This is a genomic window from Mesorhizobium sp. ES1-6 (assembly GCF_020164775.1).
Classification (GTDB): domain Bacteria; phylum Pseudomonadota; class Alphaproteobacteria; order Rhizobiales; family Rhizobiaceae; genus Mesorhizobium.
The window spans coordinates 68,019-94,492 of the sequence record NZ_JAIUGU010000014.1 but is presented as its reverse complement, the minus strand read 5'-3'; the positions used below and the strand labels follow the sequence as shown (position 1 = coordinate 94,492).

The following is a 26,474-nucleotide window of genomic DNA, read 5'->3' as shown; positions in this document are numbered from 1 at the left end:
CACATCATGATGCAGGCAGGTATTTTCACGGGCTATTTCCCGTACGGCCTCGAAGAGACGGCGAAGAAGATCCGCGGGCTCGGTTTCAACACGGTGCAGCTCGACCTGCATTTCAGGGATGTCGACCTTTCGGCCGGCCAGATCACCAAGGACAAGGCCAAGACCGTGCGCGACGTCTTCCGCGACCACAACCTGCCGGTCTGCTGCGTGTCGGGCTACACCAATATCATTCATCCCGACAAAGCCGAGCGCGACAAGCGCGTCGGCTATCTCAAGGAGATCATCCGCAACGCCCGTCATTTCGGCTCGCCTTACGTGATCTCGGAAACCGGCACCTACAACACCGAATCGGACTGGGTGCATCACCCCAAGAACAAGACCGAGGAAGGGTTCGAGGAATGCCGCAAGGTGATCGCCGACCTCGCCCAGACGGCCTACGACCACGGCTCGGTCTTCCTGCTCGAAACCTATGTCAACAACGTCGTCGGCTCGGTCGAGGAGACGGTCAGGATGTTCGCGCAGGTCGACCATCCCGGCCTCGGCCTGCTGATGGATCCGACCAACTACTTCGAGACCCACAATATCGACCGGATGGACCAGATCCTGAACCAGGTGTTCGACACGCTGACCGACAAGATCAGAATAGCGCACGCCAAGGACGTCAAGCGCTCGGGCGACGACAAGTCGGAGAAGCATGCCGATATCGGCGACGCCGACGCGATGGAAAGCCACACCTTCCGCGGCGTTGGCGAGATCGAGCTGCCGGCGCCTGGCCTCGGTTCGCTGAACTACGACCTCTATCTGCAGCGTCTCGCCGAAAAGCATCCGAACATCCCGGTGATCATTGAGCATCTGTCGGAGGACGACGTGCCGCGCGCCAAGACATTCCTCGACGGGAAGTTCCGCGCCAACGGCCTGTGACCGCTGGCCGCGCCGCCCGGTGCATGGCGGCGCGGCTTCAAACAAGGGAGGAAAGAATGTTGAAATTCACTTGGAAACTGGCTGCCGCGGCGACAGTGCTCGCCGGCGTCGTCCTTGGCACGGCTGCGCAGGCGCAGGACGGCCAGAAGACCTTTTATCTCTTGTCGCATGGCGGCCCGTCGGATGCGTTCTGGATCGACTGGAATGCCGGCGCGACCAAGGCCTGCGACCAGCTCAAGGTGACCTGCAAGATCTCCTTCAGCGGCGGCGACATGGCGGCACAGAAGGAAGCCTTCAACTCGGCGCTTGCCGCCAAGCCCGACGGTATCGCCACCACCTCGGCACAGCCGGGCCTGTGGACGGAGGAGGTCAAGGCGGCCAAGGCGGCCGGCATCCCGATCGTGTTCTTCAACACCGACGATCCGGCGACAGGGCGCCAGGCCTATGTCGGGGCCGATCTCAAGGAAGCGGGCGCCATCTGGGCGAAATACCTCGTCGACCACAAGATGGTGAAGCAGGGCGACAAGGTGTTCCTGCCGGTCGAGGTGCCCGGCGCCAGCTACCAGCAGCTCGAGACCGAAGGCATTGCCAGCGTTTTCGATCCGCTTGACATCAAATATGACGTGGTCGATTGCGGCACCGATCCGGCCGGCATCATCGCCAAGATGACCGACTACATGGTCGCCAACAATCCGCCGGCGATCATCGCGCTCGGCGATTCCGTGGCGGCCAGCGTCAAGCGCGTCTTCGACGGCGCCGGCGTGCCGGCGGGCAAGATCCCCGTTGTCGGCTGGGGCAATTCCAAGGAGACGGCGCAAGCCGTCAAGGATGGCTTCGTCAACGCAGCCGCCTGGCAGTACCCGTCGGCGCAGGGCTTCATGCCGGTGGCGCTGCTCGGGCTTGCGGCCTCCGGCGAACCGATCGGCTACGACATCCACACGTTCGGTCTCTACGACGCCTCCAGCGTCGACCCGATCCTGAAGCTCTACGACAAGAAGTGAGAAAAACCGGCGCCCGCCGAAAGCGGCGGGCGTCTTTTCAAGCATGGTCCAAGCAGTCATGACAATTGCCGCAGAAGACGACGCGCCGGGGGCGAGAGGCAGGTCCCGCCTGTTGCGCTCGCCGCAATTCTCCTCCTTCGTCATCCTCATCGTTTTGCTGGCGGTGTTTGCTGTCGCCGACGCCAATTTCCTGTCGCCGCTCAACATCTCCAACATGATGGCGTTCCTGCCCGAGCTCGGCATCATCGCGCTCGGCATGACATTGCTTTTGACGGCGGGCGAATTCGACCTTTCCGTCGGCGCGGTGTTTGGACTGGCGCCGGTGGTGGTGATGCTGCTGGTGCAGAATGGCGGTGTGGATATCGGCGTGGCGCTGCTGGCCGGGCTTGTGCTGTGCATCGCGATCGGCGCGATCAACGGGCTGATCGTCACCAAGATCGGCATCTCGTCCTTCCTGGTGACACTGTCGATGCTGCTCGTCGTTCGTGGCGCGGCGCTTTACATCACGCAGGGGTTTCCGCTGAAATCCTGGGACCAGCCTGGATTTTTCGTGACACTGCTGGCGGGCAGCTTCAACATAGGTTCGTTCCGCTTCTACACCTCGCTGTGGTGGTTCATCGGCCTTTCGCTGTTTGCCATCTACATCCTGCGCTACGCGAAGCTCGGCAACTGGATCAGCGCCATCGGTTCCAATCGCAACGCGGCGGTGGCGCGCGGCGTGCCGGCCGATAGCGTCAAGATCTGGCTGTTCATCGCGACCTCCGTGCTGGCCGGCCTAGCCGGCATGATCAGCGCCTTCCGTATCTCCGCCGCCTCGCCGGTGGCCGGCACAGGCTACGAGCTGGAGGTGATCGCCATGGTGGTGGTCGGCGGCACGGCGCTGACCGGTGGACGCGGCACCATCCTCGGCACGATCGTCGGCGCGCTGATGCTGCGCGCCATCCGCAACGGCATCGTGCTGATCGGCGTGCCGGGGCTCGCCTACAACATCTTCGTCGGCCTCATCATCCTCGCCATGCTCATCCTGCACGCTTTGCTGCAGAAGAACGCCGCAAGGGGCTGACGATTATGCAAGAAGTCCTTCGGCTGCAGAACCTACAAAAATCCTTCGGCAGCGTGCGGGCGCTGAAGAACGCCTCACTGACACTGCGGGAAGGCGAGGTGGTGGCGCTGCTCGGCGACAATGGCGCCGGCAAATCGACGCTGATCAAGGCGATCTCGGGTGTCTTCCCCGTCGATCGCGGCGCCATCTATGTGCGCGGCGAGAAGGTCTCGATCCGCTCGACCAGGGATGCGATGGACCTCGGCATCGAGACCATCCACCAGGACACCTCGCTGGCGCCCGACCTCAGCATCGCGCGCAATCTTTTTCTCGGTCGCGAGCCGGTCAATTTCGGCTGGCTCGGCGTGTTCGCGCCGCTCGACCTCGCCAAGCTGCGCAAGGCCGCCTCGGCGCTGCTGAAGCGCGTCGGCATCTCGAAAAAGCTCGACGCCGACGCGCTGGTCAGCACACTTTCGGGCGGCGAGCGGCAGTCGATCGCCATCTCGCGCGCCATGCAGTTCGCCGCCAAGGTCATCATCCTCGACGAACCGACCAACAATCTCGGCGTCGAGGAAACCCATGGCGTGCTGCGCTTCGTCAAGGAGGTGCGCGATGCCGGCCATTCGGTGCTGCTCATCACCCACAACATACACCACGTGTTCCAGGTCGCCGACCGCATCATCGTCATGCGGCGCGGCGAAATCGTCGCCGAACAGACGGTCGCCGATACCGACCTGTTGACCGTGGAAAGCATCATCACCGGCGCCGACATGTCGGCCTTGCTCAAGGAGGCGAGGACAAAGTGAAGGGCGTCGCATGGTAGAGCTCTACGGCAAGACGCTGTCGCGCCGGCAGGTGGCCGAGCGGTCGGGCCAGCTGTCGCAATTCGCCGGCGTGCGGCTGATGACGCTCGGCGACGGCGTGGAGCGCGGCATTCGCATGCTCGAATTCCGCACCGGCTCGGGCCTGCGCTTCACCGCGCTGGTCGACCGGGCGCTGGACATCGCCGATTGCGACTTCAAGGGCCAGGCGATCGGCTGGCATTCGCCGAGCGGTTTTCGCAACCCCGGCCTGCATGACTATGAAGGGGAGAGCGGGCTGGCCTGGGCGCGGTCCTTCTCGGGGCTGCTGGTCACCTGCGGCCTCGACCATATTCTGGGGCGGGAAGAAGTCCCGGCCGAGAACTATAACTATCCGGGCAAGAAGTCGGTGCTCCACTCGCTGCATGGCCGCGTCGGCACCATCCCGGCGCGGCTCACGGGCTATGGCGAGCGCTGGGACGGCGACCGTTGCGTGCTATGGGCCGAAGGCCTCGTCCAGCAGTCGGCGGTGTTCGCAGAGGACCTGCATCTCATCCGCCGCATCGAGGCCGACGTCGGCGGCAACGAGATCCGGCTTTCCGACCGTGTCGTCAATCACGGCTTCAACCGCACGCCACACATGTATTTTTACCATGTCAATGTCAGCCATCCCCTGCTGGATGAGGGCTCACGCTATCTGGCGCCGATCCGCGATGTCGTCTGGGCGGGCCATGCCGGCGCGCGCTACGCGGCGCAGAAGGTCGGCTACCGCACGGCGCCTGCGCCGCAGGCGGGCTTCAGCGAGCAGGTCTGGCAGCATGAGATGGCCGCCGATGCCAATGGCGAGGTGCCGGTGGCCGTCGTCAACGACCGCATCGGGCTCGGTCTCGAGCTGGTGACGCGCAAGGACCAGTTGCCGTGCGCCTATCAGTGGCAGAATTTCCAGGCCGGGCAGTACGCGCTGGGGATCGAGCCTTCGACCCACCATGTACTGGGCGATCTCGCCGCCCGCGAGCGCGGCGAGATGATCTGGCTGGAGCATGGCGAAAGCCGGGCCTATGACGCGGTGTTCAGCGTCCTCGACGGCGCCGGTGAGATCGCAGCGGCCGAAGCCAGGGTCTCGGCTATCGCCCGACAGCCCGAGCAGGATTATCCTCGGCCTTCCGGAAATTTTCCAAGACTGGCCGGCAGGACATGAGCGCGACATTTATCCAATGCAAGCCCTCCGGCCGGCGGACCGGATTGCCAGCGCTGCGCAGGGACTGGAGGTCAATGTGACGACGGCAAAAAAGCGCGACTACAGCCTTGTCGGCGAGAGCACCAGGGCGGCGATCGAGACCGGGCTTGCTTCGGCCGAGTGGTATCACACCGATGTGCCGCGCAAGGCGATGAAGGAACTGATGCAGCGTTCCGACGGGCCGGCGATCCGCGATACGGTGATCTGGATTGTCGCGATCCTGGGTTCGGCCGCCGGCATCGTCTGGTTCTGGGGCACTTGGTGGGTGGTGCCGTTCCTGCTGGTCTATGGCGTGCTCTACGGCTCGTCGAGCGACTCGCGCTGGCACGAATGCGGCCATGGTACTGCGTTCCGCACGCGCTGGATGAACGATGTCGTCTACCACATCGCCTCCTTCATGCTGATGCGCAATCCCGTGCAATGGCGCTGGAGCCATGCCCGCCACCACACCGACACCATCATCGTCGGCCGCGACGCCGAGATCGCCGTCATGCGGCCGCCGGACCTGTTGAAGGCGGGACTGGCCTTCACCGGCATTCTCGACTTCCGTTATTCGCTGCCGACGCTGGCGCGCCAGGCCTTTGGCACGCTGTCGGACGAAGAGAAGAGCTATATCCCCGAGATGGAACTACATAAGGCGGTCGTCGCGGCCCGCTGGCATGTCGCCATCTATGTCGCGACGATCGCTCTCGCGATCGCGTTGCGGTCGTGGATACCGCTGGTGCTGATCGGCCTGCCGCGCCTCTACGGCACCTGGCACATGGTGACGACCGGCCTGCTGCAGCATATCGGCCTGGCCGACAATGTCGTCGACCACCGGCTCAACACGCGCACCGTCTACATGAACCCGATCAGCCGGTTCATTTACTGGAACATGAACTACCATGTGGAGCACCACATGTTCCCGATGGTGCCCTATCACGCGCTGCCCAGGCTGCACGAGCTGATCAAGCACGATCTGCCGGAGCCGAATCCGTCGATGTGGCATGCCTATCGCGAGGTCTGGCCGGTGCTGCTAAGGCAGCTAAAATACGAGGATTATTACCTCAAGCGCGAACTGCCGCCGACGGCCAGGCCCTATCGCGGCGAATTCCACGAGGTCGATATGTCGGCGGCGGCCGAATAGCGATCGGTAATGTCCGCAGGAGATTGAGATGGCCGATTGGGTTGAAGCGTGCGCCGTGGGCGATGTCGAGGAAGAGGATGTCATCCGCTTCGACCATGATGGGCGGACCTTCGCGATCTATCGCTCGCCGGATGACGAGTTCTTCGCCACCGACGGTTTCTGCACGCATGAAAAGGCGCATCTGGCCGACGGGCTGGTCATGGACGACATCATCGAATGCCCCAAGCACAATGGCCGCTTCAACTACAAGACCGGGCAGGCCAAGGGCGCGCCGGTCTGCGTCAACCTCAAGACCTATCCAGTCCGGATCGAGGCTGGCAAGGTGATGATCGAGATCGGCTGAAGAGCCGCCATCCACAACCAGGGACAAGAGTTCGATGAGCCGAAAAAGACCGACAGTCGCCGATCTGCGCGCCATGAAGGGCAAGCGGCAGCTGACCATGCTGCGCGTGCTGACGCTCGATGAGGCGGAAGCCGCCGATCGGGCAGGGGTCGACATTGTCTCGGTGCCGCCCGAGCTGGTGCTCAACCCGCAATACCGCGATGCGGCACCCAGCCTGTTCACCATGCCGGGCGACAATTTCTACGAGATCGGCACGTCGGACGATTTCCTGCGTTGGGCTTTCCGGCTCTACAAGGCTGGCGCCGATGCGGTCTATTGCAGCGCGGGCTATGCCACGATCAAGCGCATGGCGGACGACGCCATTCCGGTCATCGGTCATGTCGGCCTCATTCCGTCCCGAGCGACCTGGACAGGCGGGTTCAAGGCGGTCGGCAAGTCCGCAGACGCGGCCATGCAGGTGTTCGAGGCGGTAAAGCAGTTGGAGGCCGTGGGCGCCATCGGCGCCGAAATAGAAGTTGTGCCGGTCGAAGTGGCGAAGGCGATCTCGGAGCGGACGTCGTTGATCATGCTGTCGATGGGCGCGGGCACCGGTTGCGACGCGCAATATTTGTTCGCCGACGACATCCTTGGCCAGAACAGAGGCCACATGCCCCGCCACTCCAAGGTCTACCGCAACTTCGCCGCCGAGTATGACCGGCTGCAGGCGGAACGGGTGGCGGCGTTCTCCGAATATGTCGCCGACGTCAACAGCGGCGCCTATCCCGAGGACAGGCACATCGTGCACATGGACCCGACCGAGCTACGCCTGTTTCTCGACAAGGTCGGCCGGAGCTAGAGCCGGCCGCCACGCATTGCCGGCGAGCGCTGCGTGGAGTGCTTCCGCATCGATGCCGAGCGGCCGGTCCTCCTTCAGGGAAGGGACGAGCGCGCGTATCGCCGTGTGGACGGCTGACGTGCGCGGCGCCAGCGTCAACCCTTCACGCAGGTCGACGGCCTGGGCGGCGGCCATCAGCTCGAAGGCGATCAGCCGCCGCCACAGCGCAATCATGTCAGCGCATTTCGAAACCGCCAGCGGCGTCTGCGTGGCGTGATCCTCGACGCCTTCCGAGACGGGCAGGAAATCGAGCATCACCGGATTGGCCTTGTGGCGGATGGCGGCCAGGATCGACGTCACCGTCTTCTGCAGCGGCACGAAACCGGCCGAGGCGCCGCCGACCGGCGACAGATATTTCGGCAGGCCGTTGCGGCCCGAGCCGGTGAGCTGGATGAAGCGGGCCGCACTGGCGGCGGCGCACTGGGCGATGGCCAGGCTTAGCGTCTCGAAGGCAAGCGCCAGCGAAGCGGTGTGGAAGTTGCCGGTCGACAGCACCAGCTCGTCATCGCCCAGAACCAACGGGTTGTCGGCGGCGGCATTGAGTTCGATCTCGACGGCGCGTTTTGCCTGGCCGATCGCCTCGATCAGCGCGCCATTGATCGAGGGCATGCAGCGGATCGACAGCGGATCCTGTATGGTGGTGGGCGCCGGTGCTTCGTCGCGGGCGAGAAGATCGTGCAGCGCCTTGGCGGCTTCCTGCTGACCGGCAGCGGGCCGCGCCATGTGCAGGCGGGGATCGAGGATGGTGCGGTTGGCGCCAAACCCTTCCATGGTCAGCGCGCCGGCCTGCTGCTGCTGGTCAAGGGCCGACAGCGCGTCCGTAACCACAAGCGCGCCGCCGCCGGTGGAGACAGCGGAAGCGTTGATCAGCGACAGCCCGTCCTTGGGCGCCAGGCCGATCGGAGCGAGGCGGGCCATCATCAGCGCCTTGGCCGCCGGCATGCGCCTGCCCTGGTAATCGGCTTCGCCTTCGCCGATCAGCAGGCGGGCGATCGCGGTCATCAGCACCAGGTCGCCGGCGCCGATCGACCCCAGCGACGGCATCACAGGATGAACACCGGCGTTGAGCACATCGACCAAAGCGACAAAAACGGCGGGCGACAGGCCGGAGCCGCCCGCCGAAAGCATTGTCAGGCGGGCGAGCATGGTTGCCCGCACGGCCTCGACCGGCAGCGCTTCGCCGACCGCGCCGCTGCGGCCTTCGAGCAACTGGCGCTGGAAGGCGCTGGCGTCTCCCTCGACCGATGTGCCGAGATTGGCGCCGAGCCCGGTGTTCAGACCGTAGATCTGCTGGCCGGAGGCTGCGGCCTGGTCGAGCACCTTTCGCGCCTTCTCCAGCCTGCCGATGATTTCGGCTCCGATTTCCACCTTGCGCGCCTCGCGGGCGACGGCGGCGACGACGCCGACGCTGACGCCGGTCCCGGTGAGGACGAGCGCGCTCATGCGAAACGCAGCCTCTGGCCGATGCCTTGCGCTTGCGCCTTGGCCAGCATCGCCTTGCCGAGCGCGATGTCGGACAGCGACATGCCCCGGTGCCAGAACAGGATGGTTTCGTCGTCACTCTGCCGTCCCGGCCTCAGGCCGGCGGCGATCTGGCCGAGTTCGGCATGCAGCGTCGTCTCGCTCAGCCGCCCCGTCTCGACATGGGCACGCAACGAGCCGAACTTGCCACCCTTGCACTGGCCCCAGTCGTCGACGACCACCTTCTGCATGATGTCGGTCAGCGACAGCTCCACCGCGCTCATCGTACCATAGGGCACCACCAAGGCGCCGGGCTTGATCCATTCGGTCTTGAGCAGGGGTTGCGGCTCGGGCAGGCGCGAGGCCTCGACGACAATGTCGGCGCCCTTGACGCAGCTCTCCCAGTCGGCGACCGCGTTGACAGGCTTGCCGAGATCGGCGGCGAGCTTCGCGGCAAAGCCGTCGCGGCTTTCCGGCCGGCGCGAATGGACGCGGATTTCGTCGAAATCGAAGAGATGGTCGAGCAGGCGAACATTCCAGTACGCGGTGCCGCGTGCGCCGATATGGGCGAGCACCTTGGATTTCTTGCGCGCCAGGTGCTTGGCGCCGATGGCGGTGACGGCGCCGGTGCGCATGTCGGTGATGACGGTGGCGTCGAGGATGGCGCGCGGCGTGCCGGTGCGCGGATCGAACAGATTGAGGATGCCGAATTCCGAGGGCAGGCCGTGCAGATAGTTGTCGACATAGTCGCCGACGATTTTTACGCCCGCCGTGTCGAGCGGCGCGACGTAGCCACGCAGAACATTGAAATGGCCGTGGAAGGACGGGTCGGGTTCGAGGTGGACACGCGGCTCGATCACCGTCTGGCCCTTGCCTTGCGCGATGAGCCCGGCCTCGACGGCGCCGACGATCTCGGCATCGGTCATGGCAAGGGCTTCGATGTCGAGGGCATTGAGGTAGTCGATATAGATAGGCTTCATGCGTCTGCGTTCCTCGGCCACCCCGCTCCTCCATAACAGGCCGCGACGCGACACGAAAGTTTGTTGGCTGTTATCTGGACGCCGTCGGCCAAATGCTGTTCAAGCGGTCCGTCATGACTGCCATTTCCGAGACCGAAGCTTCAGCCGAACCAGCCGGGAATTCGCGGCGTGTGGCGTTGATCGTCGCCATCGCCTTCTTCATGCAGCTGCTGGATTCGACGATCATCTCGACCTCGCTGCCGCAGATGGGCGCTTCCTTCGGCGTGCCGGCGGTGGCGATGAGCATCGGCATCACCGTCTACATGCTGACCATGGCGGTGTTCGTGCCGCTGTCGGGCTGGCTCGCCGACCGCTTCGGCGCGCGCAACATCTTCCTCGTGGCCATCGCGCTGTTCACGCTGGCGTCACTCGCCTGCGGCTTTTCGCAAGACCTGACCCAGTTCGTCGTTGCCCGCGCCGTGCAGGGCCTGGGCAGCGCGCTGATGACGCCGGTCGGCCGAATTCTCGTTCTGCGCAACGCGTCCAAATCCGAATTGCTCAACGCCACGGCGCTGATCACCTGGCCGGCGCTGTTTGCGCCTGTCGTCGGCCCGGTGCTTGGTGGTTTCATCACCACCTACCTGTCCTGGCACTGGAACTTCTTCATCAACATTCCGCTTGGGCTGATCGGGCTGGCGCTGGTCGCCCGCTTCATCCCCGGTGATCGTGAAGCCGATCCCAAACCGCTCGACTGGCCGGGGTTCTTCCTGACCTCGCTCGGGCTCGCCTGCCTGCTCTATGGCCTCGAACGCATCGCGCACCCCGAGGATGGCGCCTTGCCGACGGTGGGGCTGATCGCTGCGGGCATGCTCATCGGCTGGCTGGCGGTGCGCCATCTCAGGCGCGCGCCGCATCCGCTGCTCGATCTCTCCTCGTTCAAGGTGCAGACCTTCGCCGTCTCGACGCTTGCCGCCGGCACCATCTTCCGGGTGGCGATCAACGCCACGCCGTTCCTCCTGCCGCTGCTGTTCCAGGTCGGTTTCGGCCTCTCGCCGGTCGATGCCGGCATGATGATCCTGGCCTATTTCCTCGGCAATCTCGGCATGAAGACGGTGACGACGCCAACGCTGCGCCGCTTCGGCTTTCGCTCGGTTATGGTCGTCAACGGCATCATCGCATCCGCATCGATCATGGCGTGCGCGGCGATCTCGCCGCAGACGCCGCAGGCCTTGGTGGTGGCCCTGATGCTGATTGCCGGCCTGACGCGCTCGATGCAGTTCACCGCGCTCAACACGCTGGCCTTCGCCGATATCGCCGCCGGGCAGCGCAGTTCGGCGGCGACGCTGTCGTCGATGCTGCAGCAGGTGGCGATGCTGTTCGGCGTCGCGGTGGCGGCGGCGATCTTGAACCTGTCGCAGATCGCAAGGGATCGGCCGGCGCTCGATCTCGTCGATTTTCGAGCAGCCTTCCTGGTGATCGGCGCCATCGGGCTGGTGGCGGCGTTCCGTTTCCTGGTGTTGCCGAGGACCGCCGGCGCCGAGGTCTCAGGCCATTTTGCCGGGAACTGAAATCGAATTTTCCCGCCCATCGCGGGGTTAAATTCCGTCTTCGCCTTTCGCCTTGGTATGGCGCATTCGCGGGTGCGGACAATGACGCAAACGAATGCCAAAAGCGCTGGAGTTTCCGGGCATTGCGCCAGTTTTGCCAATCAATGCGTCCACTCCAAGAATCTCGCCGCCAGACCTTGTTCCGAGCGCGGATTCATTTGACGAACCGGCGTTGAGCCGATTAGCTTTCTTTCCTGGGGTGGCAGCGCTGCCATCGGGGTGAAAGCAGACAATGAACATGGCCGGCTGGCTGAACTTCAGGAGCCTGAATCAGGAAGGCATTGTCTTTGCCATAGCGGTGGTGCTGTTCGTCGCCGCGGCCATCGGCCTGCCTGGCTTCATCGATCCCAACAATCTCGTCGCCATCGTCCGCTCGGTCTCGGTGTTGGGCATACTGGCGCTCGGCATGGCTGTCGTCATCATCGGCCGCGGCATCGACCTGTCGGCGGTGGCGATCATGGCGATGTCGGTAGCCTGGTATCTGCAACTGCTCAACACCGGCACTTCCGACGGGCTGGCCTTCGCCTATGTTCTGGCGGGCGTGCTCGCCATCGGCCTGCTCAACGGCTTTTTGGTCGCCTATGCCGATGTGCCGGCGATCTTCGTCACGCTGGCGACCGGCTCTTTCGTCTTCGGCTATGTCCGCTCGCAATTGATCACGCAGGACGCGGTGCCGGTGCCGCAGGGCCATTGGGTGGAGCTGCTCGGCGGTCTGCGCTTCCTCGACATCCCGATCGAGGTGTTCGTGTTCACGGGGCTCGCCTTCCTGTTCTTCCTGTTCCTGCGCTACACCAAATGGGGCCGCTATATCTATTTCGCCGGCGACAATCCGGTGGCCGCCCGCAACATCGGCATTCCGGTGCGGCCCATGCTGGTGCTGCGCTATGTGCTCTCCGCCTTCGTGGCGCTGATCGCCGGCCTTTTGACGGCGGCCAGCCTGCATTCGATCAACACGCGGGTCGTCAACTCGACGCTGCTCTACGACATCGTGCTGGTGGCGGTTATCGGCGGCATCGGCCTGTCAGGCGGGCGAGGCGGGGTGCGCAACGTGCTGGTGGGCGCGGCACTGATCGGCATCCTGCTCAACGCCATGACCATCATCGACATTCCGCTGCTCTACCAGAACCTGATCAAGGCGGCGATCCTGCTCGGCGCCATCATCGTCGACGGCATCATCAATCCGCGCGACGAACAGACCGCGCAGCAGGGCGACATTTAGGGCAGATGGGCTAGCCCATCTTGCTCTGGGGTACCCGGTGCGATCGGGGCGATCGGCCGGCAATGAAACCGAACCAGAGGATGAGATAATGAAACTGATCAGAACACTCATGGCGGCGGCCACGGCCCTTGCCGTCACCGCCTTCGTGGCGCCGACCTTCGCCGCCGACGATCCGGGTCCGGCGGCTTACGCGCAGGCACTCAAGGGCAAGCGCGTCATGCTGGTGCCGCTGGCCATGGGCTTCGACCTGGCGCAGGGTTGGGCGCATTACCTGAAGAAGGAAGTCGAGGCCTGGGGCGGCACGTTCGAGACGCGCGATCCGAACTGGGTGGTCGACGCCGGCGCGCAGGCGATCACCGATGCGATCTCGTCCGACACCAGACCAGACGTGCTGATCATCCATGCGCCGGACCTCAACTCCTATTCCAAGTTGATGAAGAAGGCACAAGCCGCCGGCACCTATGTGATCCTGGTCGACAATCCGGCGAATTTCCCGGCCGATGCCTTCGTCGGCAGCGACTGGGACCGGCTCGGGCAACTCGAGGCGGAAGCCGCGATCAAGGGCTGCGGTGAGAACTCGTCCAAGAAGATCGGGCTGGTGCAGGGCGACCAGGCCAACTCTTCCAGCCTTTACCAATATGCCGGCATCATGAAGGTGCTGGACAAGCATCCCGACTTCAAGGTCGTGGCCAAGCCCGACTCCAACTGGGATGCGACGACCTCGCGCAACGTGACCACGACTATGCTGCAGCAGAATCCCGACATCTGCTCGATCATCGACTTCTGGGATGGTGACGCGACCGGCGCATCGGCCGCGATCCGCGACGCCAAGCTCGACGGCAAGGTCTTCCTGGTCACCACCGGCGGCGGCGAAAAGGCTGCCGATTGCGACAAGCTGAACGACGGCACCTATGGCGCCGTGGTGATGACCGATCTTGCTCGCCAGTCGGGCGACATGAACGCCATCATCAAATTCCTGCTGCAGAGCGGCCAGCCGGCCGGCACCTCGCACACCTACATCTACACGCTGGAGAAGGCGACAACCAAGGCCGACCTCAAGCCCGACAGCTGCTGGGACCTGAAGGCGCTGCAAGCCGAAGCGGCGGCGAAATAAGCCGATCGTCTCCTGAAGACATCAACGAGGTGGCCGGATCGTCCGGCCACCTCTTTCTCTCGTTTCTCTTGCCGCAGTGACCTGATGACCTTTCGCGAACGCCTCCAGTCCTGGCGCTACAATCTCGTGCCCGACCATCTGGTCGGCGAGATCCTGACCAAGCGGTGGACCGACAACGCCATTCCTTTCCTGGCGCTGGTGGTGACATTGGCGACATTCGGCTCGATCATTCCGGGCTTCTTCAAGCTCTCTTCCCTGCAGGAATCGACCCGCCAGCTCGGCGAGTTCTCGATGGTGGTCACAGGCATGACCGTGGTGATGCTGGGCGGCGGTATCGATCTCTCGGTCGGCTCGATCTTCGCGCTGTCCTGTTTTTCCGCCGTCTATGTCTTCTTCATTCTCGAACAGTCGATCTGGCTGGCGCTGGCCGCGTCGCTCGCCATGGGTCTCGTCTTCGGCGCCATCAACGGCTACCTCGTCGGCTATCTCAGGCTGCGCGCCTTCCTCACCACGCTGGTGACCTTCATCTTCGGGCGGGCGCTGTTCGACATCCTGGTCACCACCTATGCCGCCGACGTGCAGCTTTCGACCGCTACGTCCGACGTGCTCGATTTCATCGGCGACAGCACCTTCTGGGGGCTCTCGGTCTCGGTCTGGCTGGCGATCATCCTGGCCATCGTCACCCATATCGCGCTGACGCGCTCGCGGCCGGGCTGGCATGTGCTGGCGGTCGGCGGCTCCAGGCGCTCGGCGCACAATGCCGGCATCCGCGTGCGCCGCACCGTGTTCATGACCTATGTCTTTTCCGGTTTCTGCGCCTCGATCGGCGGCTTTCTCATCGCCTGCCGGCTGAGCGGAGCAGGGCCGGGCACAGGCCTCAATCTCGAAATCATGGCGCTGACGGCGGCGGTGGTCGGCGGCGTCAGCCTCGGCGGCGGGCGCGGCTCGGTGGTCAAGGGCCTGATGGGCGCCATCATCGTCTTGACCATGACCAATGGACTGATCCGGCTCGGCTACGGCACGGGCACCAACCAGATGGTGCTTGGCATCATGCTGGCGGTTGCGGTGACCATCGATATCCGCTGGCTGAAGAACCGCCACAAGGTGCTGAACGAGGTCTATGTCGCGCCAGTCTATCTCAAGATGGGCGAGACACAATCCGCGGTGCCGGGCTCCGGCACGCCTTACGCACTCGACAACCGGTTGTCCGCCGCCGACCATATCGGGCTTGGCGAACTGGAGGGGCCGGAAGACGTCATCCTCGACCGCGACGACAATCTCTATTGCGGCACGCGCCATGGCGAGATCGTCCGCTTCTTCGCGCCGGATTATGTCAGGTCGGAGGTCTTTGCCCACATTGGCGGCTTCCCGCTGGGGCTGGCGTTTGACAAATCGGGCAACCTGATCAGTTGCGTCGGCGCCATGGGACTCTATTCGGTGTCGCCGGAACGGGAAGTAAAGCGCCTGTCGGCCGAGACGTCGCGCTCCTGGACCTCGATCGTCGACGATGCGCGGCTGCGCGATCCCAATGATTGCGACATCGCGCCCGATGGGCGCATCTATTTCACCGACTCGACCAAGCGCTATGACGCGCACGACTGGGCGCTGGACTCGATCGAGAACCGCGCTACCGGCCGACTGCTGGTCTACGACCCCCGCGACGGCTCGACCAGGACGCTGCTCGACGGCTACCGCTACACCAACGGCGTGTGCATGGCGCATGACGGCAAGTCGCTGTTCTTCGCCGAAAGCTGGGCCTGCCGCGTGCATCGCTACTGGCTGGAAGGACCGAAGGCGGGCACCGCCGAATGCGTCATCCGCGACATGCCGGGCTATCCCGACAACATCAACCGCGCCTCCGACGGCAATTACTGGATGGCGTGGCTGGGCATGCGCACGCCGAGCTTCGACCTCTCGCTGCGCCACCCCGACATGCGCAAGCGCATGACGCGCCGGCTGCCGCAGGACGAATGGCTGTTCCCCAACATCAACACCGGGGGCGTGGTGAAGTTCAACGAGAAGGGCGGCATCGTCGAGGCGATGGGCGACCTGACAGGCGGCGCGCACCCGATGGTCACCTCGATGCGCGAACACAAGGGATATCTGTTCGTCGGCGGCATCCTCAACAACCGCGTCGGCCGCTACAAGATATCGGGGGCCGACCCGAACTGGACCAGCCCCGCTTCCTACTGGGGGGCGAAGCTGTGATCCTCGATCCTGTGCTTGACCTGTTTCGCGGCAAGGCGGTCACCATCCCGCCGCTCGACGGCGCCTTTCGGCCCAATACGCGGCTGGATGATGCGCCTGTATTCGTCGAACTGACCGAGCCGGACAATCTGCTGGTTGCCGATGGTCGCCTTCTGGCCTCCAGCGGCAACGCCATCCACGCGATTGCCGCCGGCACCGAGCCCAAGCTTGTCGAAACCTTTCCTTCCCCAATCACCGCGCTGGCTCTGTCGCCGTCGGGTGAACTGACGGTGGGGCTGGAAACCGGCAAGCTGCTGATATCAGGCAAGGAGATTTCGCTGCCGGCTGGTGTCAGCTGCATCACCGCGCTCGCCTATGCCGAGGACGGCACGCTATGGCTGGCCAACGGGTCGGCCGAGCACGCGCCTTCGCAATGGGCGGCCGATCTGATGAAGAAGGGCGCGTCCGGTTCGCTTTGGGAGCGGGATGCGGCAGGCGGCGAGTTCCGCAGGCTGGCGGGCGACATCGCGTTCCCTTATGGGCTCCATGCCCTCGGCGGAGACGTGCTGGTGAGCGAGAGCTGGCGCCATCAGCTTGTCCGTTTCGATGGCACGATCGGCAATCGCTCGACCGTGCTGACGCATCTGCCCGGCTATCCCGCGCGGCTCGCGCCTGCCGCCGATGGCGGCGCATGGCTTACCCTGTTCGCGCCGCGCAACCGGCTGATCGAATTCGTGCTGCAGGAGACGCACTATCGCCAGGACATGATCGGACAGGTGCCGCCGGCCTACTGGATCGCGCCGGCGCTGGCGTCCAACCGCAGCTTCCTCGAACCGCTGCAATGCGGCGGCATCCGCACCATGGGCATCCACAAGCCGTGGTCGCCGAGCCGCTCCTACGGGCTGGTGGTCAGGCTCGATCAAAACATGCAGCCGCAATTCAGCTTGCACAGCCGCGCCAACGGCACGCGCCACGGCATCTGTAGCGTGGCGGAATGGGATGGCAGGCTGTTGATCGCTTCGAAGGGCGGCGATTGCGTGCTGGCCGTCGACCTTGCCTCGGGAGGTTTCTGATGGAACCGATCGTTCGCCTCGAGAACGTCACCAAGAATTACCGCGGCGTGCCGGCGGTGAAAAACGTCACCTTCGAGCTGCGCAAGGGCGAAATCCATGCGCTGCTCGGCGAGAACGGTGCGGGAAAATCGACACTGACCAAGATCATCGCCGGCGTGGTCGACGCCACCTCGGGCAAGATGTTTCACAAGAGCCAGGAGATTGCCTACGCCTCACCGCATGCCGCGCTCGAGGCGGGCATTGCCATGGTGTTCCAGGAGACCAGCCTGGTGCCGTCGATGACGGTGGCGCAGAACCTCTATCTCGGTACTGAAAAATTCCTCAACCGGCTGCGCGGCACGTATATTTCAGCACAGCAGTTCCTGCAGTCGCTGAATTTTCCCGTCGATCCCAACGCCATGGTGGCAACACTGGGCGCCGCCAAGCGGCAGATGGTCGAGATCGCGCGCGCCGTGCACCACAATGCCGAGATCATCATCTTCGACGAACCGACAGCGACGCTGACACCGGAGGAAAAGCGCCACTTCTTCGCGCTGATCCGGAGGCTGAAGGCGAGCGGCGTGTCGATCGTCTTCATCAGCCACGCGCTGGAAGAGGCGCTCGCCATCGCCGATCGCATCACCATCCTGCGCGACGGCGAACTGGTCATCACCGACGACACCTCGGCCTTCGACCGCGACAGAATTGTCGCCGCCATGGTCGGACGCACGCTGTCGGGCCAGATCTATCGCCAGCGTGACGAGGCCAGGCTGCGCAAGGCCGGCAAGAAAGTGCTCTCGGTGCAGGACATTTCGATGAGCAATGTCGTGCGCAACACTTCGTTCTCGATCTTCGAGGGCCAGATCACCGGTGTGTTCGGGCTGATCGGTTCCGGCCGCACCGAGACCTTCAAGATCGTGTCAGGAATCTACAAACGCGACTTCCTTCGCGGTGGCGCGATCGAACTGAACGACAGGCCGGTGCGCTATCTCGTGCCGAGCGAAGCCGTGGCCGACGGCATCGTCTATGTCACCGAGGATCGCAAGAGCGAGGGCATCTTCGAAACGATGGGGATTGCCGAGAACCTGTTCGGCGGGCTGCTGGCGGCGGGCCGTGAAAAGGCCTGGGCGATCAACCAGCAGGAGATGCGGCAGCTTTCGGCGGAATGGACGAAAACACTCAACATCAAGGCGATCAACGACAATGCGCGCGTCGTCGAACTCTCCGGCGGCAATCAGCAGAAGGTGGTGATCGGCAAGGGGCTGGTGCAGCAGCCGCGCATCGTCATCTTCGACGAGCCGACGCGCGGCGTCGATGTCGGCGCGATCGCCGAGATACACCAGATCATCAACCGGCTGGCCGACGAGGGCCTGGCCGTGGTGGTGATCTCGTCCTATCTGCCGGAGATCATGAACCTGTCGGACCGCATTCTTGTCTGCCGGCAAGGCCGGATCGTCGAGGAGTTTTCACCGGCGGAGGCGACGGAGGAGAAGATCATGTATGCGGCGGTGCATTAGATTCGCTGAGGCTTGGCGGTACATGCACGTTGGCAATTGGCGAAAACGCCCACCCCTTCGTCATCCTGGGGCGTAGCAAGGAGCGAAGAGACGCGGCGCAGCCCCCTGGAGCTGCCCTGCAGCCCAAGGGATCCATGCCGGGACTTAGATGTGCTGCTGCGGTGCAGGATTTGGCTCCGCCGCGCTCTACGGTGAAAGTCACGGAATGGATCCCAGGGTCTTCGCGACGGCGCTTCGCGCCTGCTCCGCCCAGGGATGACGAAGTTTGGGTACTTCGGCCGACCTTCAATGTCCTGCGCCGTTGAGCGCCAAAAACTGAGGCAAAAAAGTCGGTTAGCCATATTTGCTCGAAACTTGATTCAACGACCTAATTCATCCAAACGAAAGGACCAGATCATGGCCACCACAAGACTCCTCAGCGATGCCGAGGTCGAAAAAATCCCGGCGGTGAAGGCGGTGTTCGACGACATCAGGGCAACGCGCAAATCGGATTTCGTCAACAATTTCTGGCGTGGGCTGGCCAATGATCCGGCGGCGCTGAAGCGGATCTGGGAACAGTTGAAGGTGGTGATGGTCGCCGACAGCGCGATCGATCCGCTGACCAAGGAAATGATCTACATCGCGGTGTCGACGGCCAATGGCTGCTCCTATTGCGTGCACTCGCACACGGCCGCCGCCCGTGCCAAGGGAATGACCGACGCGCAGCACGGCGAGCTGGCGTCGATCATCGGCCTCGCCGGCCACACCAACCATCTGGTGACGGCGATGCAGATCCCGGTCGACCCGCAATTCGAGGTGAAAAGCTAGAGCCATTTCCGGGAAGGCGCATACGGCTTTCCATCCGAATTGCGTAAAAACGAAGGATTGGAGCGGTTCGGAAATTCTATCAAACGCTGAACCGCACCGGCGGCCAGCCGGCCCATCGGCGCGGCGCGAACATTTGTCCCCAGCCTGTTAAGGAAGTGACATGTAACGGCACTAAGGAGACCCCACGCGAAGTTGCGCGCCGGTGGTTCTCCGGCAGCCGGCTCTCGCAGTGGAGCCGGCATGAAAATCGTCCAGATCACCGATACCCATTTCAGCCCGACCAAGCCGCATTTCAACGGCAATTGGCAGCCGCTCGCGGCCTGGATCGAGCAGAGCGGCGCTGACCTCGTCGTCCATACCGGCGATCTGAGCGTCGACGGCGCCGACAAGGACGACGACATCAGCTTCTGCATGGATCTGATGCGGGAAATCTCGGTCCCGATGCTGCTCGTGCCCGGCAATCACGATGTCGGCCATCTGCCCGGCTCGCTGCAGCCGGTCAATGCGGAACGTCTTGAGCGCTGGCGCCGGCTGGTCGGTCCCGATTATTGGATGGAGGACGCCGGAAACTGGCGATTCATAGGGCTCGACAGCCTGTTGATGGGCTTTGACGATGCCGAGGACGAAAGCCTGTTCGAATGGCTGCGCGCGGCGCTGGAAAGCCGTGGCGGCCGACGCATCGCTATTTTCGCCCATAAGCCGCTGTTCATCGATGAGCCGGGCGAGGGCGACACCGGTTACTGGAGCATCCGCCCGGCACAGCGCCGACGTCTCTACGACCTGATCGCGGACCACGATGTCGCGCTGTTCGCCAGCGGGCACCTGCACCGGGCATGGCAAGGCAAATACCGAAACACTTCGCTGGTCTGGGGTCCGTCGGCGGCCTTTGTCGTCGGCGACATGGAGCGCGACATGCCGGGCGAGCGGCTGCTTGGCGCAGTCGCGCATGAATTCGGCGACACCGTCACCAGCGAGATCGTCGCCATCCCCGGCATGACCGTGCATGTCCTCGATGACGTGGTCGAGGAGGTTTACCCGCACGAGGCGCACAAGGTCCGCAAGAAAGTCGCATCATGAGCGCGCTCTCGCTTCGCGACTTGAAGAAGTCCTTCGGTGGCAACGCCATTCTGAACGGTGTCAGCCTCGATGTCGAAGCGGGCGAGTTCATCGCCCTGGTCGGTCCCTCGGGCTGCGGCAAGAGCACCTTGCTGCGCATTCTCGCCGGGCTCGATCATGCCGACAGCGGCGAGATCTTCGTCGGCGGCAGGGACATGTCGGCGGTCGCGGCGGCCGACCGCAACATCGCCATGGTGTTCCAGTCCTACGCGCTCTATCCGCATCTGACGGCCGGCCAGAACATCGCGGTTCCCTTGGCCATGAAGCGGTTGAGCCGGACGCAGCGCCTGCCGCTGGTCGGTTCGTTCCTGCCAGGACAGAAAGAGATCCGCGCCGGCATTTCGCGGGACGTGCGCGAGATGGCGACCGTGCTCAAGATCGACCATCTGCTCGACCGGAAGCCTGGTCAGATGTCGGGTGGGCAGCGGCAGCGCGTGGCCTTGGCCCGTGCCATGGTGCGCCATCCCTCGATCTTCCTGATGGACGAACCGCTTTCCAACCTCGATGCCAATCTGCGCGTCCATGCGCGCGGCGAGATCGTCGAACTGCACCGCCGCGCCGGCGTGCCGACGCTCTATGTGACGCATGACCAGGCCGAAGCGCTGTCGATGGCCGACCGCGTGGCCGTCATGATCGGCGGCAATCTGCTGCAACTCGCCGCGCCCGAGGCGATCTACAACGATCCCGCCCATATCGAGGTCGCCCGTTTCGTCGGCCAGCCGAGGATCAACATCCTGCCCGCGCTCGCCGACGCCGGCCGTGTCGATTTCCAAGGCATCCGGCTTGCCCTGCTGGAGAAGGTGGCGAATGGCCCGGTCAGCCTCGGCATCCGGCCTGAATTCGTCAAGCTGTCGCCCAGCGGGCGGAGCGGTCTTGCCGGGCGGCTGGAGCGCCTCGAATTCCTCGGGTCGGAAGTCATTGCCCATTGCCGGCTCGACGCGTCCGGCGACACCGTCATCGCCAAGCTCGCACCGCATGAGGCGAGGGACCTGATTGCGGGAATGCCGGTGGGTATCCTTCTGTCCCCTGAACAGGCCATGGTCTTCGGGCCGGAGGGACGGCGGCTGCGTACGGCAAGTGCCGCGCCGGCACGGCAGGAGCCGGCCTATGTCTAGCATCGCGCTGGCGGGCAATGTCTCGATTGCCGCGGCATTTCATCGGCGCAGCGAGGACCGTACCGCCTGGTTGCTGGCGGCTCCGGCGATCGTGCTGTTGCTGCTGTTCGTGCTGCTGCCGGTGGCTGCCGTCATCTTCCTCGGCTTCACCGATTTCGAACTCGGCTACGGCAAATTCCGCCTGGTCGGCTTCGAGAACTACGCCCATCTGATCACCGATCGAACCTTTCGCAAATCATTGTGGAACACATCGGTCTATACGGCGATCGTCGCACCGGTCTCGATCATCCTCGGTCTCGGCGTCGCCCTGCTGATCGAAGGCGAACCGCGTGCGCGCGGCTTCTTCCGCACCGTCTATTTCCTGCCGGTGGCGTCGCTGATCGTCGCCATGGCGACCGTCTGGCAATATCTCTTCCATCCGACGATCGGGCCGATCAACGAGTTGCTTGCGCTGGTCGGCATTCCCGGCCCGAACTGGCTCGGCGCCTCGAACACCGTGCTTTACAGCCTGTCGATCATCGGCGTCTGGCAGTCGGTCGGTTTCAACATGGTGCTGTTCCTGGCCGGCCTGACGGCGATCCCGCGCGAACTTTACGCCGCCGCTCATGTCGACGGGGCGAAATCGGCGCTCGACCGGTTCTTCCTGGTCACCTGGCCGATGCTCGGGCCGACGACGTTGTTCGTCGTCACCATCAGCATCACCAATGCGGTTAAGGTTTTCGAGACGGTGAAGATGCTGACCGATGGCGGCCCCAACAAGGCCTCCGAAGTGCTGCTGTTCACCATCTACCAGGAAGGCTTCGTCTATCTGCGCGTCGGCTATGCCTCGGCGATGACGGTCGTCTTCCTGGCGATCCTGGTCGTGCTGATGCTTCTCCAATACCGCGTGCTCGACCGGCGGGTGCATTACACATGACCAGCCTGCCTGCCGGCCGCATCATCCGCTTCGCCCTGCTTTCGCTCGGCGCGCTGATGATCCTCGCGCCCTACATCTTCATGATCTCCACGGCGGGCAAGACGCAGAGCGACATCTTCACCTCGTCGCTGTCGCTCATCCCCGAGCACTTCTACTTCGCCGAGAATTTTGCCAAGGCGTTTGCCAAGGTGCCGATGGCAACATTGCTGTGGAACGGCGTCATCGTGTGCGGCCTGATCTTTTTCTTTCAGGTGCTGGTCGCCATCCCCTGCGCCTACGCCATGGCCAAGCTGAAATTCCGCGCCGCGCGATTGATGATGGTGCTGGTCATGCTCGGCCTGCTGGTGCCGATCCACGCCACCGCGCTGCCGCTCTATGTCGCCTTCGACCGCATGTCGCTCTTGAACAGCTATACCTCGCTGGTCGCGCCCTTCACCATTTCGGTGTTCGCGATCTTCATGTTCCTGCAGTTCTTCCGCGCCATGCCGGACGATCTCATCCACGCGGCGCGGCTCGACGGCATGTCCGAACTCGGCATCGTCGCCCGCGTCATCGTTCCCAACGCCTGGCCGGCGGTCACCGCCTTCGCGATCTTCTCGGTGGTCGCGCACTGGAACGATCTCTACTGGCCGCTGATCGTGGTCAGCAAGCAGGCCTACGCCACGCCGCCGCTCGGCCTGATGTATTTCCGCGCCGCCGAGGCCGGCGACGACTACGGCGCGCTGATGGCCGCCACGATGATCATCACCCTTCCACTCGTCGTCGCCTTCCTGTTCGCACAGAAGCGCTTCGTCGAGGGCATCACCATGACCGGCCTCAAAGGCTGAGCTTGCCAACAACTGACTGGGCCAACAACTGATTGGGCCAACAACCGACTGGCCAAAAAGGAGCACGAGCAATGAAGCATTTTTCCAGGATTTTCGCCGCGGCGGCGGTGTCGCTTACGGCGGCCCTTCCGGCCTATGCCGAGACGACGCTGACGGTCCACTATCCCATGCCCGGCTTCTTCAAGAACGTGATGGACACGATCTCGAAGAAGTTCATGGAAGAAAACCCCGACATCAAGATCCAGTTCGCCAGCCCGTCGGCGACCTATGAGGAGGGCATCCAGACCATCCTTCGCCAGGCCGGCACCGACGAGATGCCCGACATCACCTTCATCGGCCTCAACCGCCTGCGCATGCTCAACGAGCGCGATGTTGCCGTTGACCTTGGCCCGCTGGTCAAGAAGGAAGGCAACATGGCGGAACTCGGCTTCTCCGACACGATCCTGAAGCTGGCGCAGGTCAACGGCAAGCAGGTCGGCCTTGCCTTCGCCACCTCGAACCCGATCATGTATTACAATGCCGACCTGGTGAAGGCCGCCGGCGGCGACCCGGACAATCCGCCCAAGACTTGGGACGAGGTGATCGCGCTCGGCGGCAAGATCAAGGCGCTCGGCAATGGCGTCGACGGCATCGACTTCCGGTGGCAGGGCGACGATTGGATGTTTTCGGCGCTGCTGTTCGGCGCCGGCGGCAAGATGCTGAACGAGGATGAAAGCAAGGTAGCCTTCAACGGGCCGGAAGGCGAGAAAGCGATGGAGATCCTGGAGCGGATGGTGAAGGAGGGCGGCATGCCGGTCTTCACCAAGCCGGCTGGCGAGCAGGCTTTCGCGGCCGGCAAGGTCGGCTTCGAATTCCAGACCACCGGCGCGCTGGTCAACACCATCAAGAATGTCGGCGACAAGTTCACGCTGCGCACGGCCAAGATCCCGCTGATCGACCCGGTCAACGGCCATCTGCCGACCGGCGGCAACGCCGTGGTCATCCTGACCAAGGACGCCGCCAAGCAGGACGCCGCCTGGAAGTTCGCGAAGTTCGCCGCCGGTCCTTATGGCGCGTCTGTCGTTGTGCCCGGCACGGGCTATGTCCCCAACAATGAACTGGCGGCGAAGTCGCCGGAATATCTCGGCGATTTCTACAAGAAGAACCCGCTGTTCCAGGCCGGGCTCAGCCAGATGCCGCTGATGGTTCCGTGGTATGCCTTCCCGGGCACCAACGGTGTGAAGGTGACGCAGACCATCGTCGACAACCTGTCGCGGATCGTCGACCAGTCGGCAACGCCCAAGGAAGCGCTCGCCGACGCGGCAAGCGACGTCGAAGGCATGCTGCCGACGCAGTGAGGGGATGGCATGGTACGGCCGCGCCAGTGCGGCGCGGCTGTACCCAAGCGCATGACCGACGTGAGTATGGCGAACTGGTGCCGATTATAGGACTGGCATGGCAGGGCAACCAGTTGGTGAGGCTGATGCAGATCCTGGTCGATCCTGAATTCGAGATGAAAAGCTGATTTGGCGCCTACCGTCTTGTCTCCTGCACCAGGGCAAGTGTGTCCAAGCGGTTGACGATTTGATTGGCCCGCGTTTCCTCCAGGAGATCAAAACATGCTCTGGGCCATAGCTCGAGAGCTTTCTTGACGACAGCTTTCATGTCCCTCTCGATCCAGTCGGGGTCGAGCTTCAGGAATTCGGCAACACGCCGAAACCGTTTGAAGGTGACATTCGCGAATGCGTGTGTCCCTGCAAACCAAAGTGCCAGATCGTCATTGGGTGCATAGAAAATGGTCGGAACAATATCGTAAGCCGGCGAAAGTCTTATCTCGCGATTGTCGGGAAACCAGAATGACCAGTTCTTGAGATGATCGTCTCCGTTTCCGATCAGGACGTCGGCAACGATCCGGCGAAATCCCTCCATAACGTCGGCCCGCCAGTCGGTGCTGAAGCGGCGGATCATGTTGAGGATGGTTTCGTAGGTGGCCATCGTATATTTGCGCTCTCCAGTGGCCCCAACGATCTGGGCCGCATCTTCCATATGGATGCGCTGTTCTTCACCTGGCCGGTCGAAACGATCGGCAACGAAGGCCTGCTTGCCGCCTTCGAGAAAGGACGCCGGAATGGATTCGATGGTGCTGGTTGGGATGAGGCGACAATCCGCTGTGTTGACGCCAATCATCCGGGAAAGGGTCATGGCGGCAAATTCCGCCTCTGGCAAACCAGGATATCGAGGGGTAGGCACCTTCAATATACAGCGACTTTCTCCGGCCCTCGCCGGGACAGCGAGACGGTCGCCTATAGCCAGGGCGCCGAATTTCAGCTGCACGCCAGCGAGTGAGAATTTCACAACACCCTCTGGGCGCACGAGATCAATGCCTTGAGCATTTTCGAGACGAAGCGGCCCGGCCGAAGCGGATGGCCCAGTTTCCGGCGTGGCTAGAACCGCGCCTGGCAAATCCGCACCAAGTCGTGTCAGCAAATCGAATTGGTCATGATTTCCTGGTCCCATCTCAGTCATAACCAGGTCGCGTAGGGCCCCTTCGGGGAGCAGTCCGGAAAACCACGGGGGCAAATAGCCGTGAAGGCCTATCTTGTCGCCGCGCGCCGCAAGCCGTGCCCGTGTGGCTTCTTCGTCACCCGGCACCACCCAGGCGAGGCTGAGAATGGGTCGATCCGGATTTCTCAGATAGGCCTCGTCGACCACGAAGGTGGTGGCTCTGTCGCGGTCGCGCGTCAGGGTTCCCACGCGGATTCTTTTGCCGTGCCGATCCAAAAGATACACACCCAGAACCGCGGCTGGCTCCATTACTTGTCCCCGTCATCGGACAGGTCGACGAACACGTCTTCGAAAGCGGTGGATTGGCCGGATGATGTCTCCCGCTCCACCCTCTTGGAGGAAATCAATTCGCGTGCGGCGGCAAGCTTGGAATTGGGTACAAGCAATGGCGTCAGGTCAAGAGCGTCACAGATATCGACCAGCAGGGAGAGCCTGTCTCGTCCGATGCGCTCTTTGGCAAGATCGCGTTCCAGCTCGGAAATACGTGCACGGTCCCGCCCCAGTCGTTCGGCAAGAGCTGGTTGTGTTAATTGCCGACGCTGCCTGGCTTCCTTGATTTGAGCTCCAAGGGATTGAAAAATCGACTGGGGCATGCGCTTTTCCGCTCTTGATGTGAAAAGAAGCGGAATTACGCATATTTTATCATCAGAAAGATGTCAAGCGGAATTCCGCTTTGTATGGAAATAAGA

General features: G+C 63.3%; 24 protein-coding genes. 20 read left to right on the top strand and 4 right to left on the bottom strand.

Features of this window, described 5'->3' with window-relative positions:
* Nucleotides 1-6: 6 nt before the first annotated feature.
* The 8 genes from LB564_RS26805 to LB564_RS26770 are packed head-to-tail and all read left to right on the top strand — an operon-like array spanning nt 7 to nt 7,305.
* Nucleotides 7-921, top strand: coding sequence for a sugar phosphate isomerase/epimerase family protein (locus tag LB564_RS26805; RefSeq protein ID WP_140702061.1), 915 nt, complete (start codon nt 7-9; stop codon nt 919-921).
* A 56-nt stretch (nt 922-977) separates the two neighbouring features.
* Nucleotides 978-1,922, top strand: coding sequence for a substrate-binding domain-containing protein (locus tag LB564_RS26800; protein ID WP_224542214.1), 945 nt, complete (start codon nt 978-980; stop codon nt 1,920-1,922).
* A 58-nt stretch (nt 1,923-1,980) separates the two neighbouring features.
* A complete protein-coding gene (locus LB564_RS26795) occupies nt 1,981-2,985 on the top strand; it encodes an ABC transporter permease (protein WP_224542212.1) in 1,005 nt (334 codons plus the stop codon).
* A gap of 2 nt (nt 2,986-2,987) precedes the next feature.
* Nucleotides 2,988-3,770 carry an ATP-binding cassette domain-containing protein gene (locus tag LB564_RS26790; protein WP_224542301.1) on the top strand — a complete coding sequence of 261 codons (783 nt, stop codon included), beginning with the start codon at nt 2,988-2,990 and terminating at the stop codon, nt 3,768-3,770.
* Between the two features lie 10 nt (nt 3,771-3,780).
* Nucleotides 3,781-4,962, top strand: coding sequence for an aldose 1-epimerase family protein (locus LB564_RS26785; protein ID WP_224542211.1), 1,182 nt, complete (start codon nt 3,781-3,783; stop codon nt 4,960-4,962).
* Nucleotides 4,963-4,978: 16 nt separating this feature from the next.
* Entirely contained in the window at nt 4,979-6,127 is a 1,149-nt protein-coding gene (locus LB564_RS26780; protein ID WP_263491647.1) for a fatty acid desaturase family protein, read from the top strand.
* Nucleotides 6,128-6,155: 28 nt separating this feature from the next.
* Nucleotides 6,156-6,470, top strand: a complete 315-nt coding sequence (locus LB564_RS26775) for a MocE family 2Fe-2S type ferredoxin (RefSeq protein WP_224542206.1) — start codon at nt 6,156-6,158, stop codon at nt 6,468-6,470.
* Between the two features lie 34 nt (nt 6,471-6,504).
* Entirely contained in the window at nt 6,505-7,305 is an 801-nt protein-coding gene (locus LB564_RS26770; RefSeq protein WP_224542205.1) for a 3-methyl-2-oxobutanoate hydroxymethyltransferase, read from the top strand.
* On the opposite strand, the gene hutH is transcribed toward LB564_RS26770, so the two are convergent.
* Both hutH and LB564_RS26760 read right to left on the bottom strand, forming a co-directional pair.
* Nucleotides 7,270-8,787 carry a histidine ammonia-lyase gene (gene hutH / locus LB564_RS26765; protein WP_224542203.1) on the bottom strand — a complete coding sequence of 506 codons (1,518 nt, stop codon included), beginning with the start codon at nt 8,785-8,787 and terminating at the stop codon, nt 7,270-7,272. The genes LB564_RS26770 and hutH overlap by 36 nt on opposite strands.
* Nucleotides 8,784-9,785, bottom strand: coding sequence for an ornithine cyclodeaminase family protein (locus LB564_RS26760; protein ID WP_224542201.1), 1,002 nt, complete (start codon nt 9,783-9,785; stop codon nt 8,784-8,786). The genes hutH and LB564_RS26760 overlap by 4 nt, the downstream gene beginning before the upstream one ends.
* 113 nt (nt 9,786-9,898) lie before the next feature.
* Between LB564_RS26760 and LB564_RS26755 the strand changes: the two genes are divergently transcribed.
* From LB564_RS26755 to LB564_RS26700, 12 genes are all read left to right on the top strand, one after another.
* Nucleotides 9,899-11,332, top strand: a complete 1,434-nt coding sequence (locus tag LB564_RS26755) for a DHA2 family efflux MFS transporter permease subunit (RefSeq protein ID WP_224542199.1) — start codon at nt 9,899-9,901, stop codon at nt 11,330-11,332.
* 271 nt (nt 11,333-11,603) lie between these two features.
* Complete coding sequence (locus LB564_RS26750; protein ID WP_224542197.1) at nt 11,604-12,590, top strand: ABC transporter permease; 987 nt, start codon at nt 11,604-11,606, stop codon at nt 12,588-12,590.
* 88 nt (nt 12,591-12,678) lie between these two features.
* Nucleotides 12,679-13,704: a sugar ABC transporter substrate-binding protein gene (locus LB564_RS26745; RefSeq protein ID WP_015317085.1), complete on the top strand. Its 1,026-nt coding sequence runs from the start codon at nt 12,679-12,681 to the stop codon at nt 13,702-13,704.
* 84 nt (nt 13,705-13,788) lie between these two features.
* On the top strand, nt 13,789-15,912 hold the full coding sequence (locus LB564_RS26740) for an ABC transporter permease (RefSeq protein WP_224542195.1): 2,124 nt from the start codon (nt 13,789-13,791) through the stop codon (nt 15,910-15,912).
* Nucleotides 15,909-16,964, top strand: coding sequence for an SMP-30/gluconolactonase/LRE family protein (locus tag LB564_RS26735; RefSeq protein WP_224542193.1), 1,056 nt, complete (start codon nt 15,909-15,911; stop codon nt 16,962-16,964). The genes LB564_RS26740 and LB564_RS26735 overlap by 4 nt, the downstream gene beginning before the upstream one ends.
* Nucleotides 16,964-18,460 (top strand): sugar ABC transporter ATP-binding protein, encoded by a 1,497-nt coding sequence (locus tag LB564_RS26730; RefSeq protein WP_224542191.1) that lies wholly within the window; start codon nt 16,964-16,966, stop codon nt 18,458-18,460. Before LB564_RS26735 ends, LB564_RS26730 begins: the two co-directional genes overlap by 1 nt.
* 396 nt (nt 18,461-18,856) lie before the next feature.
* A complete protein-coding gene (locus LB564_RS26725; protein WP_224542189.1) occupies nt 18,857-19,267 on the top strand; it encodes a carboxymuconolactone decarboxylase family protein in 411 nt (136 codons plus the stop codon).
* Nucleotides 19,268-19,507: 240 nt separating this feature from the next.
* Nucleotides 19,508-20,344 carry a metallophosphoesterase family protein gene (locus tag LB564_RS26720; RefSeq protein ID WP_224542187.1) on the top strand — a complete coding sequence of 279 codons (837 nt, stop codon included), beginning with the start codon at nt 19,508-19,510 and terminating at the stop codon, nt 20,342-20,344.
* Complete coding sequence (locus tag LB564_RS26715) at nt 20,341-21,498, top strand: ABC transporter ATP-binding protein (RefSeq protein WP_224542185.1); 1,158 nt, start codon at nt 20,341-20,343, stop codon at nt 21,496-21,498. Before LB564_RS26720 ends, LB564_RS26715 begins: the two co-directional genes overlap by 4 nt.
* The gene (locus LB564_RS26710) at nt 21,491-22,414 is read left to right on the top strand and encodes a carbohydrate ABC transporter permease (RefSeq protein WP_224542183.1); all 924 of its coding nucleotides are present in this window, start codon (nt 21,491-21,493) and stop codon (nt 22,412-22,414) included. Before LB564_RS26715 ends, LB564_RS26710 begins: the two co-directional genes overlap by 8 nt.
* Nucleotides 22,411-23,241 (top strand): carbohydrate ABC transporter permease, encoded by an 831-nt coding sequence (locus LB564_RS26705; protein ID WP_224542181.1) that lies wholly within the window; start codon nt 22,411-22,413, stop codon nt 23,239-23,241. Before LB564_RS26710 ends, LB564_RS26705 begins: the two co-directional genes overlap by 4 nt.
* Before the next feature lie 71 nt (nt 23,242-23,312).
* Nucleotides 23,313-24,578, top strand: coding sequence for an ABC transporter substrate-binding protein (locus tag LB564_RS26700; RefSeq protein WP_224542179.1), 1,266 nt, complete (start codon nt 23,313-23,315; stop codon nt 24,576-24,578).
* A gap of 175 nt (nt 24,579-24,753) precedes the next feature.
* On the opposite strand, the gene LB564_RS26695 is transcribed toward LB564_RS26700, so the two are convergent.
* Both LB564_RS26695 and LB564_RS26690 read right to left on the bottom strand, forming a co-directional pair.
* Entirely contained in the window at nt 24,754-26,034 is a 1,281-nt protein-coding gene (locus LB564_RS26695; protein WP_224542177.1) for a type II toxin-antitoxin system HipA family toxin, read from the bottom strand.
* Entirely contained in the window at nt 26,034-26,378 is a 345-nt protein-coding gene (locus LB564_RS26690) for a helix-turn-helix domain-containing protein (RefSeq protein ID WP_224542175.1), read from the bottom strand. Before LB564_RS26690 ends, LB564_RS26695 begins: the two co-directional genes overlap by 1 nt.
* Nucleotides 26,379-26,474 lie beyond the last annotated feature (96 nt).

Excerpts from the sequence above, each read along its gene's own strand:
- LB564_RS26805 (WP_140702061.1), top strand. The coding sequence starts at position 7 with ATGATGCAGGCAGGTATTTTCACGGGCTATTTCCCGTACGGCCTCGAA.
- LB564_RS26800 (WP_224542214.1), top strand. The coding sequence starts at position 978 with ATGTTGAAATTCACTTGGAAACTGGCTGCCGCGGCGACAGTGCTCGCC.
- LB564_RS26795 (WP_224542212.1), top strand. The coding sequence starts at position 1,981 with ATGACAATTGCCGCAGAAGACGACGCGCCGGGGGCGAGAGGCAGGTCC.
- LB564_RS26785 (WP_224542211.1), top strand. The coding sequence starts at position 3,781 with ATGGTAGAGCTCTACGGCAAGACGCTGTCGCGCCGGCAGGTGGCCGAG.
- LB564_RS26780 (WP_263491647.1), top strand. The coding sequence starts at position 4,979 with ATGCAAGCCCTCCGGCCGGCGGACCGGATTGCCAGCGCTGCGCAGGGA.
- LB564_RS26775 (WP_224542206.1), top strand. The coding sequence starts at position 6,156 with ATGGCCGATTGGGTTGAAGCGTGCGCCGTGGGCGATGTCGAGGAAGAG.
- LB564_RS26770 (WP_224542205.1), top strand. The coding sequence starts at position 6,505 with ATGAGCCGAAAAAGACCGACAGTCGCCGATCTGCGCGCCATGAAGGGC.
- hutH (WP_224542203.1), bottom strand. The coding sequence starts at position 8,787 with ATGAGCGCGCTCGTCCTCACCGGGACCGGCGTCAGCGTCGGCGTCGTC.
- LB564_RS26760 (WP_224542201.1), bottom strand. The coding sequence starts at position 9,785 with ATGAAGCCTATCTATATCGACTACCTCAATGCCCTCGACATCGAAGCC.
- LB564_RS26755 (WP_224542199.1), top strand. The coding sequence starts at position 9,899 with ATGACTGCCATTTCCGAGACCGAAGCTTCAGCCGAACCAGCCGGGAAT.
- LB564_RS26750 (WP_224542197.1), top strand. The coding sequence starts at position 11,604 with ATGAACATGGCCGGCTGGCTGAACTTCAGGAGCCTGAATCAGGAAGGC.
- LB564_RS26745 (WP_015317085.1), top strand. The coding sequence starts at position 12,679 with ATGAAACTGATCAGAACACTCATGGCGGCGGCCACGGCCCTTGCCGTC.
- LB564_RS26740 (WP_224542195.1), top strand. The coding sequence starts at position 13,789 with ATGACCTTTCGCGAACGCCTCCAGTCCTGGCGCTACAATCTCGTGCCC.
- LB564_RS26730 (WP_224542191.1), top strand. The coding sequence starts at position 16,964 with ATGGAACCGATCGTTCGCCTCGAGAACGTCACCAAGAATTACCGCGGC.
- LB564_RS26725 (WP_224542189.1), top strand. The coding sequence starts at position 18,857 with ATGGCCACCACAAGACTCCTCAGCGATGCCGAGGTCGAAAAAATCCCG.
- LB564_RS26720 (WP_224542187.1), top strand. The coding sequence starts at position 19,508 with ATGAAAATCGTCCAGATCACCGATACCCATTTCAGCCCGACCAAGCCG.
- LB564_RS26715 (WP_224542185.1), top strand. The coding sequence starts at position 20,341 with ATGAGCGCGCTCTCGCTTCGCGACTTGAAGAAGTCCTTCGGTGGCAAC.
- LB564_RS26710 (WP_224542183.1), top strand. The coding sequence starts at position 21,491 with ATGTCTAGCATCGCGCTGGCGGGCAATGTCTCGATTGCCGCGGCATTT.
- LB564_RS26705 (WP_224542181.1), top strand. The coding sequence starts at position 22,411 with ATGACCAGCCTGCCTGCCGGCCGCATCATCCGCTTCGCCCTGCTTTCG.
- LB564_RS26700 (WP_224542179.1), top strand. The coding sequence starts at position 23,313 with ATGAAGCATTTTTCCAGGATTTTCGCCGCGGCGGCGGTGTCGCTTACG.
- LB564_RS26695 (WP_224542177.1), bottom strand. The coding sequence starts at position 26,034 with ATGGAGCCAGCCGCGGTTCTGGGTGTGTATCTTTTGGATCGGCACGGC.
- LB564_RS26690 (WP_224542175.1), bottom strand. The coding sequence starts at position 26,378 with ATGCCCCAGTCGATTTTTCAATCCCTTGGAGCTCAAATCAAGGAAGCC.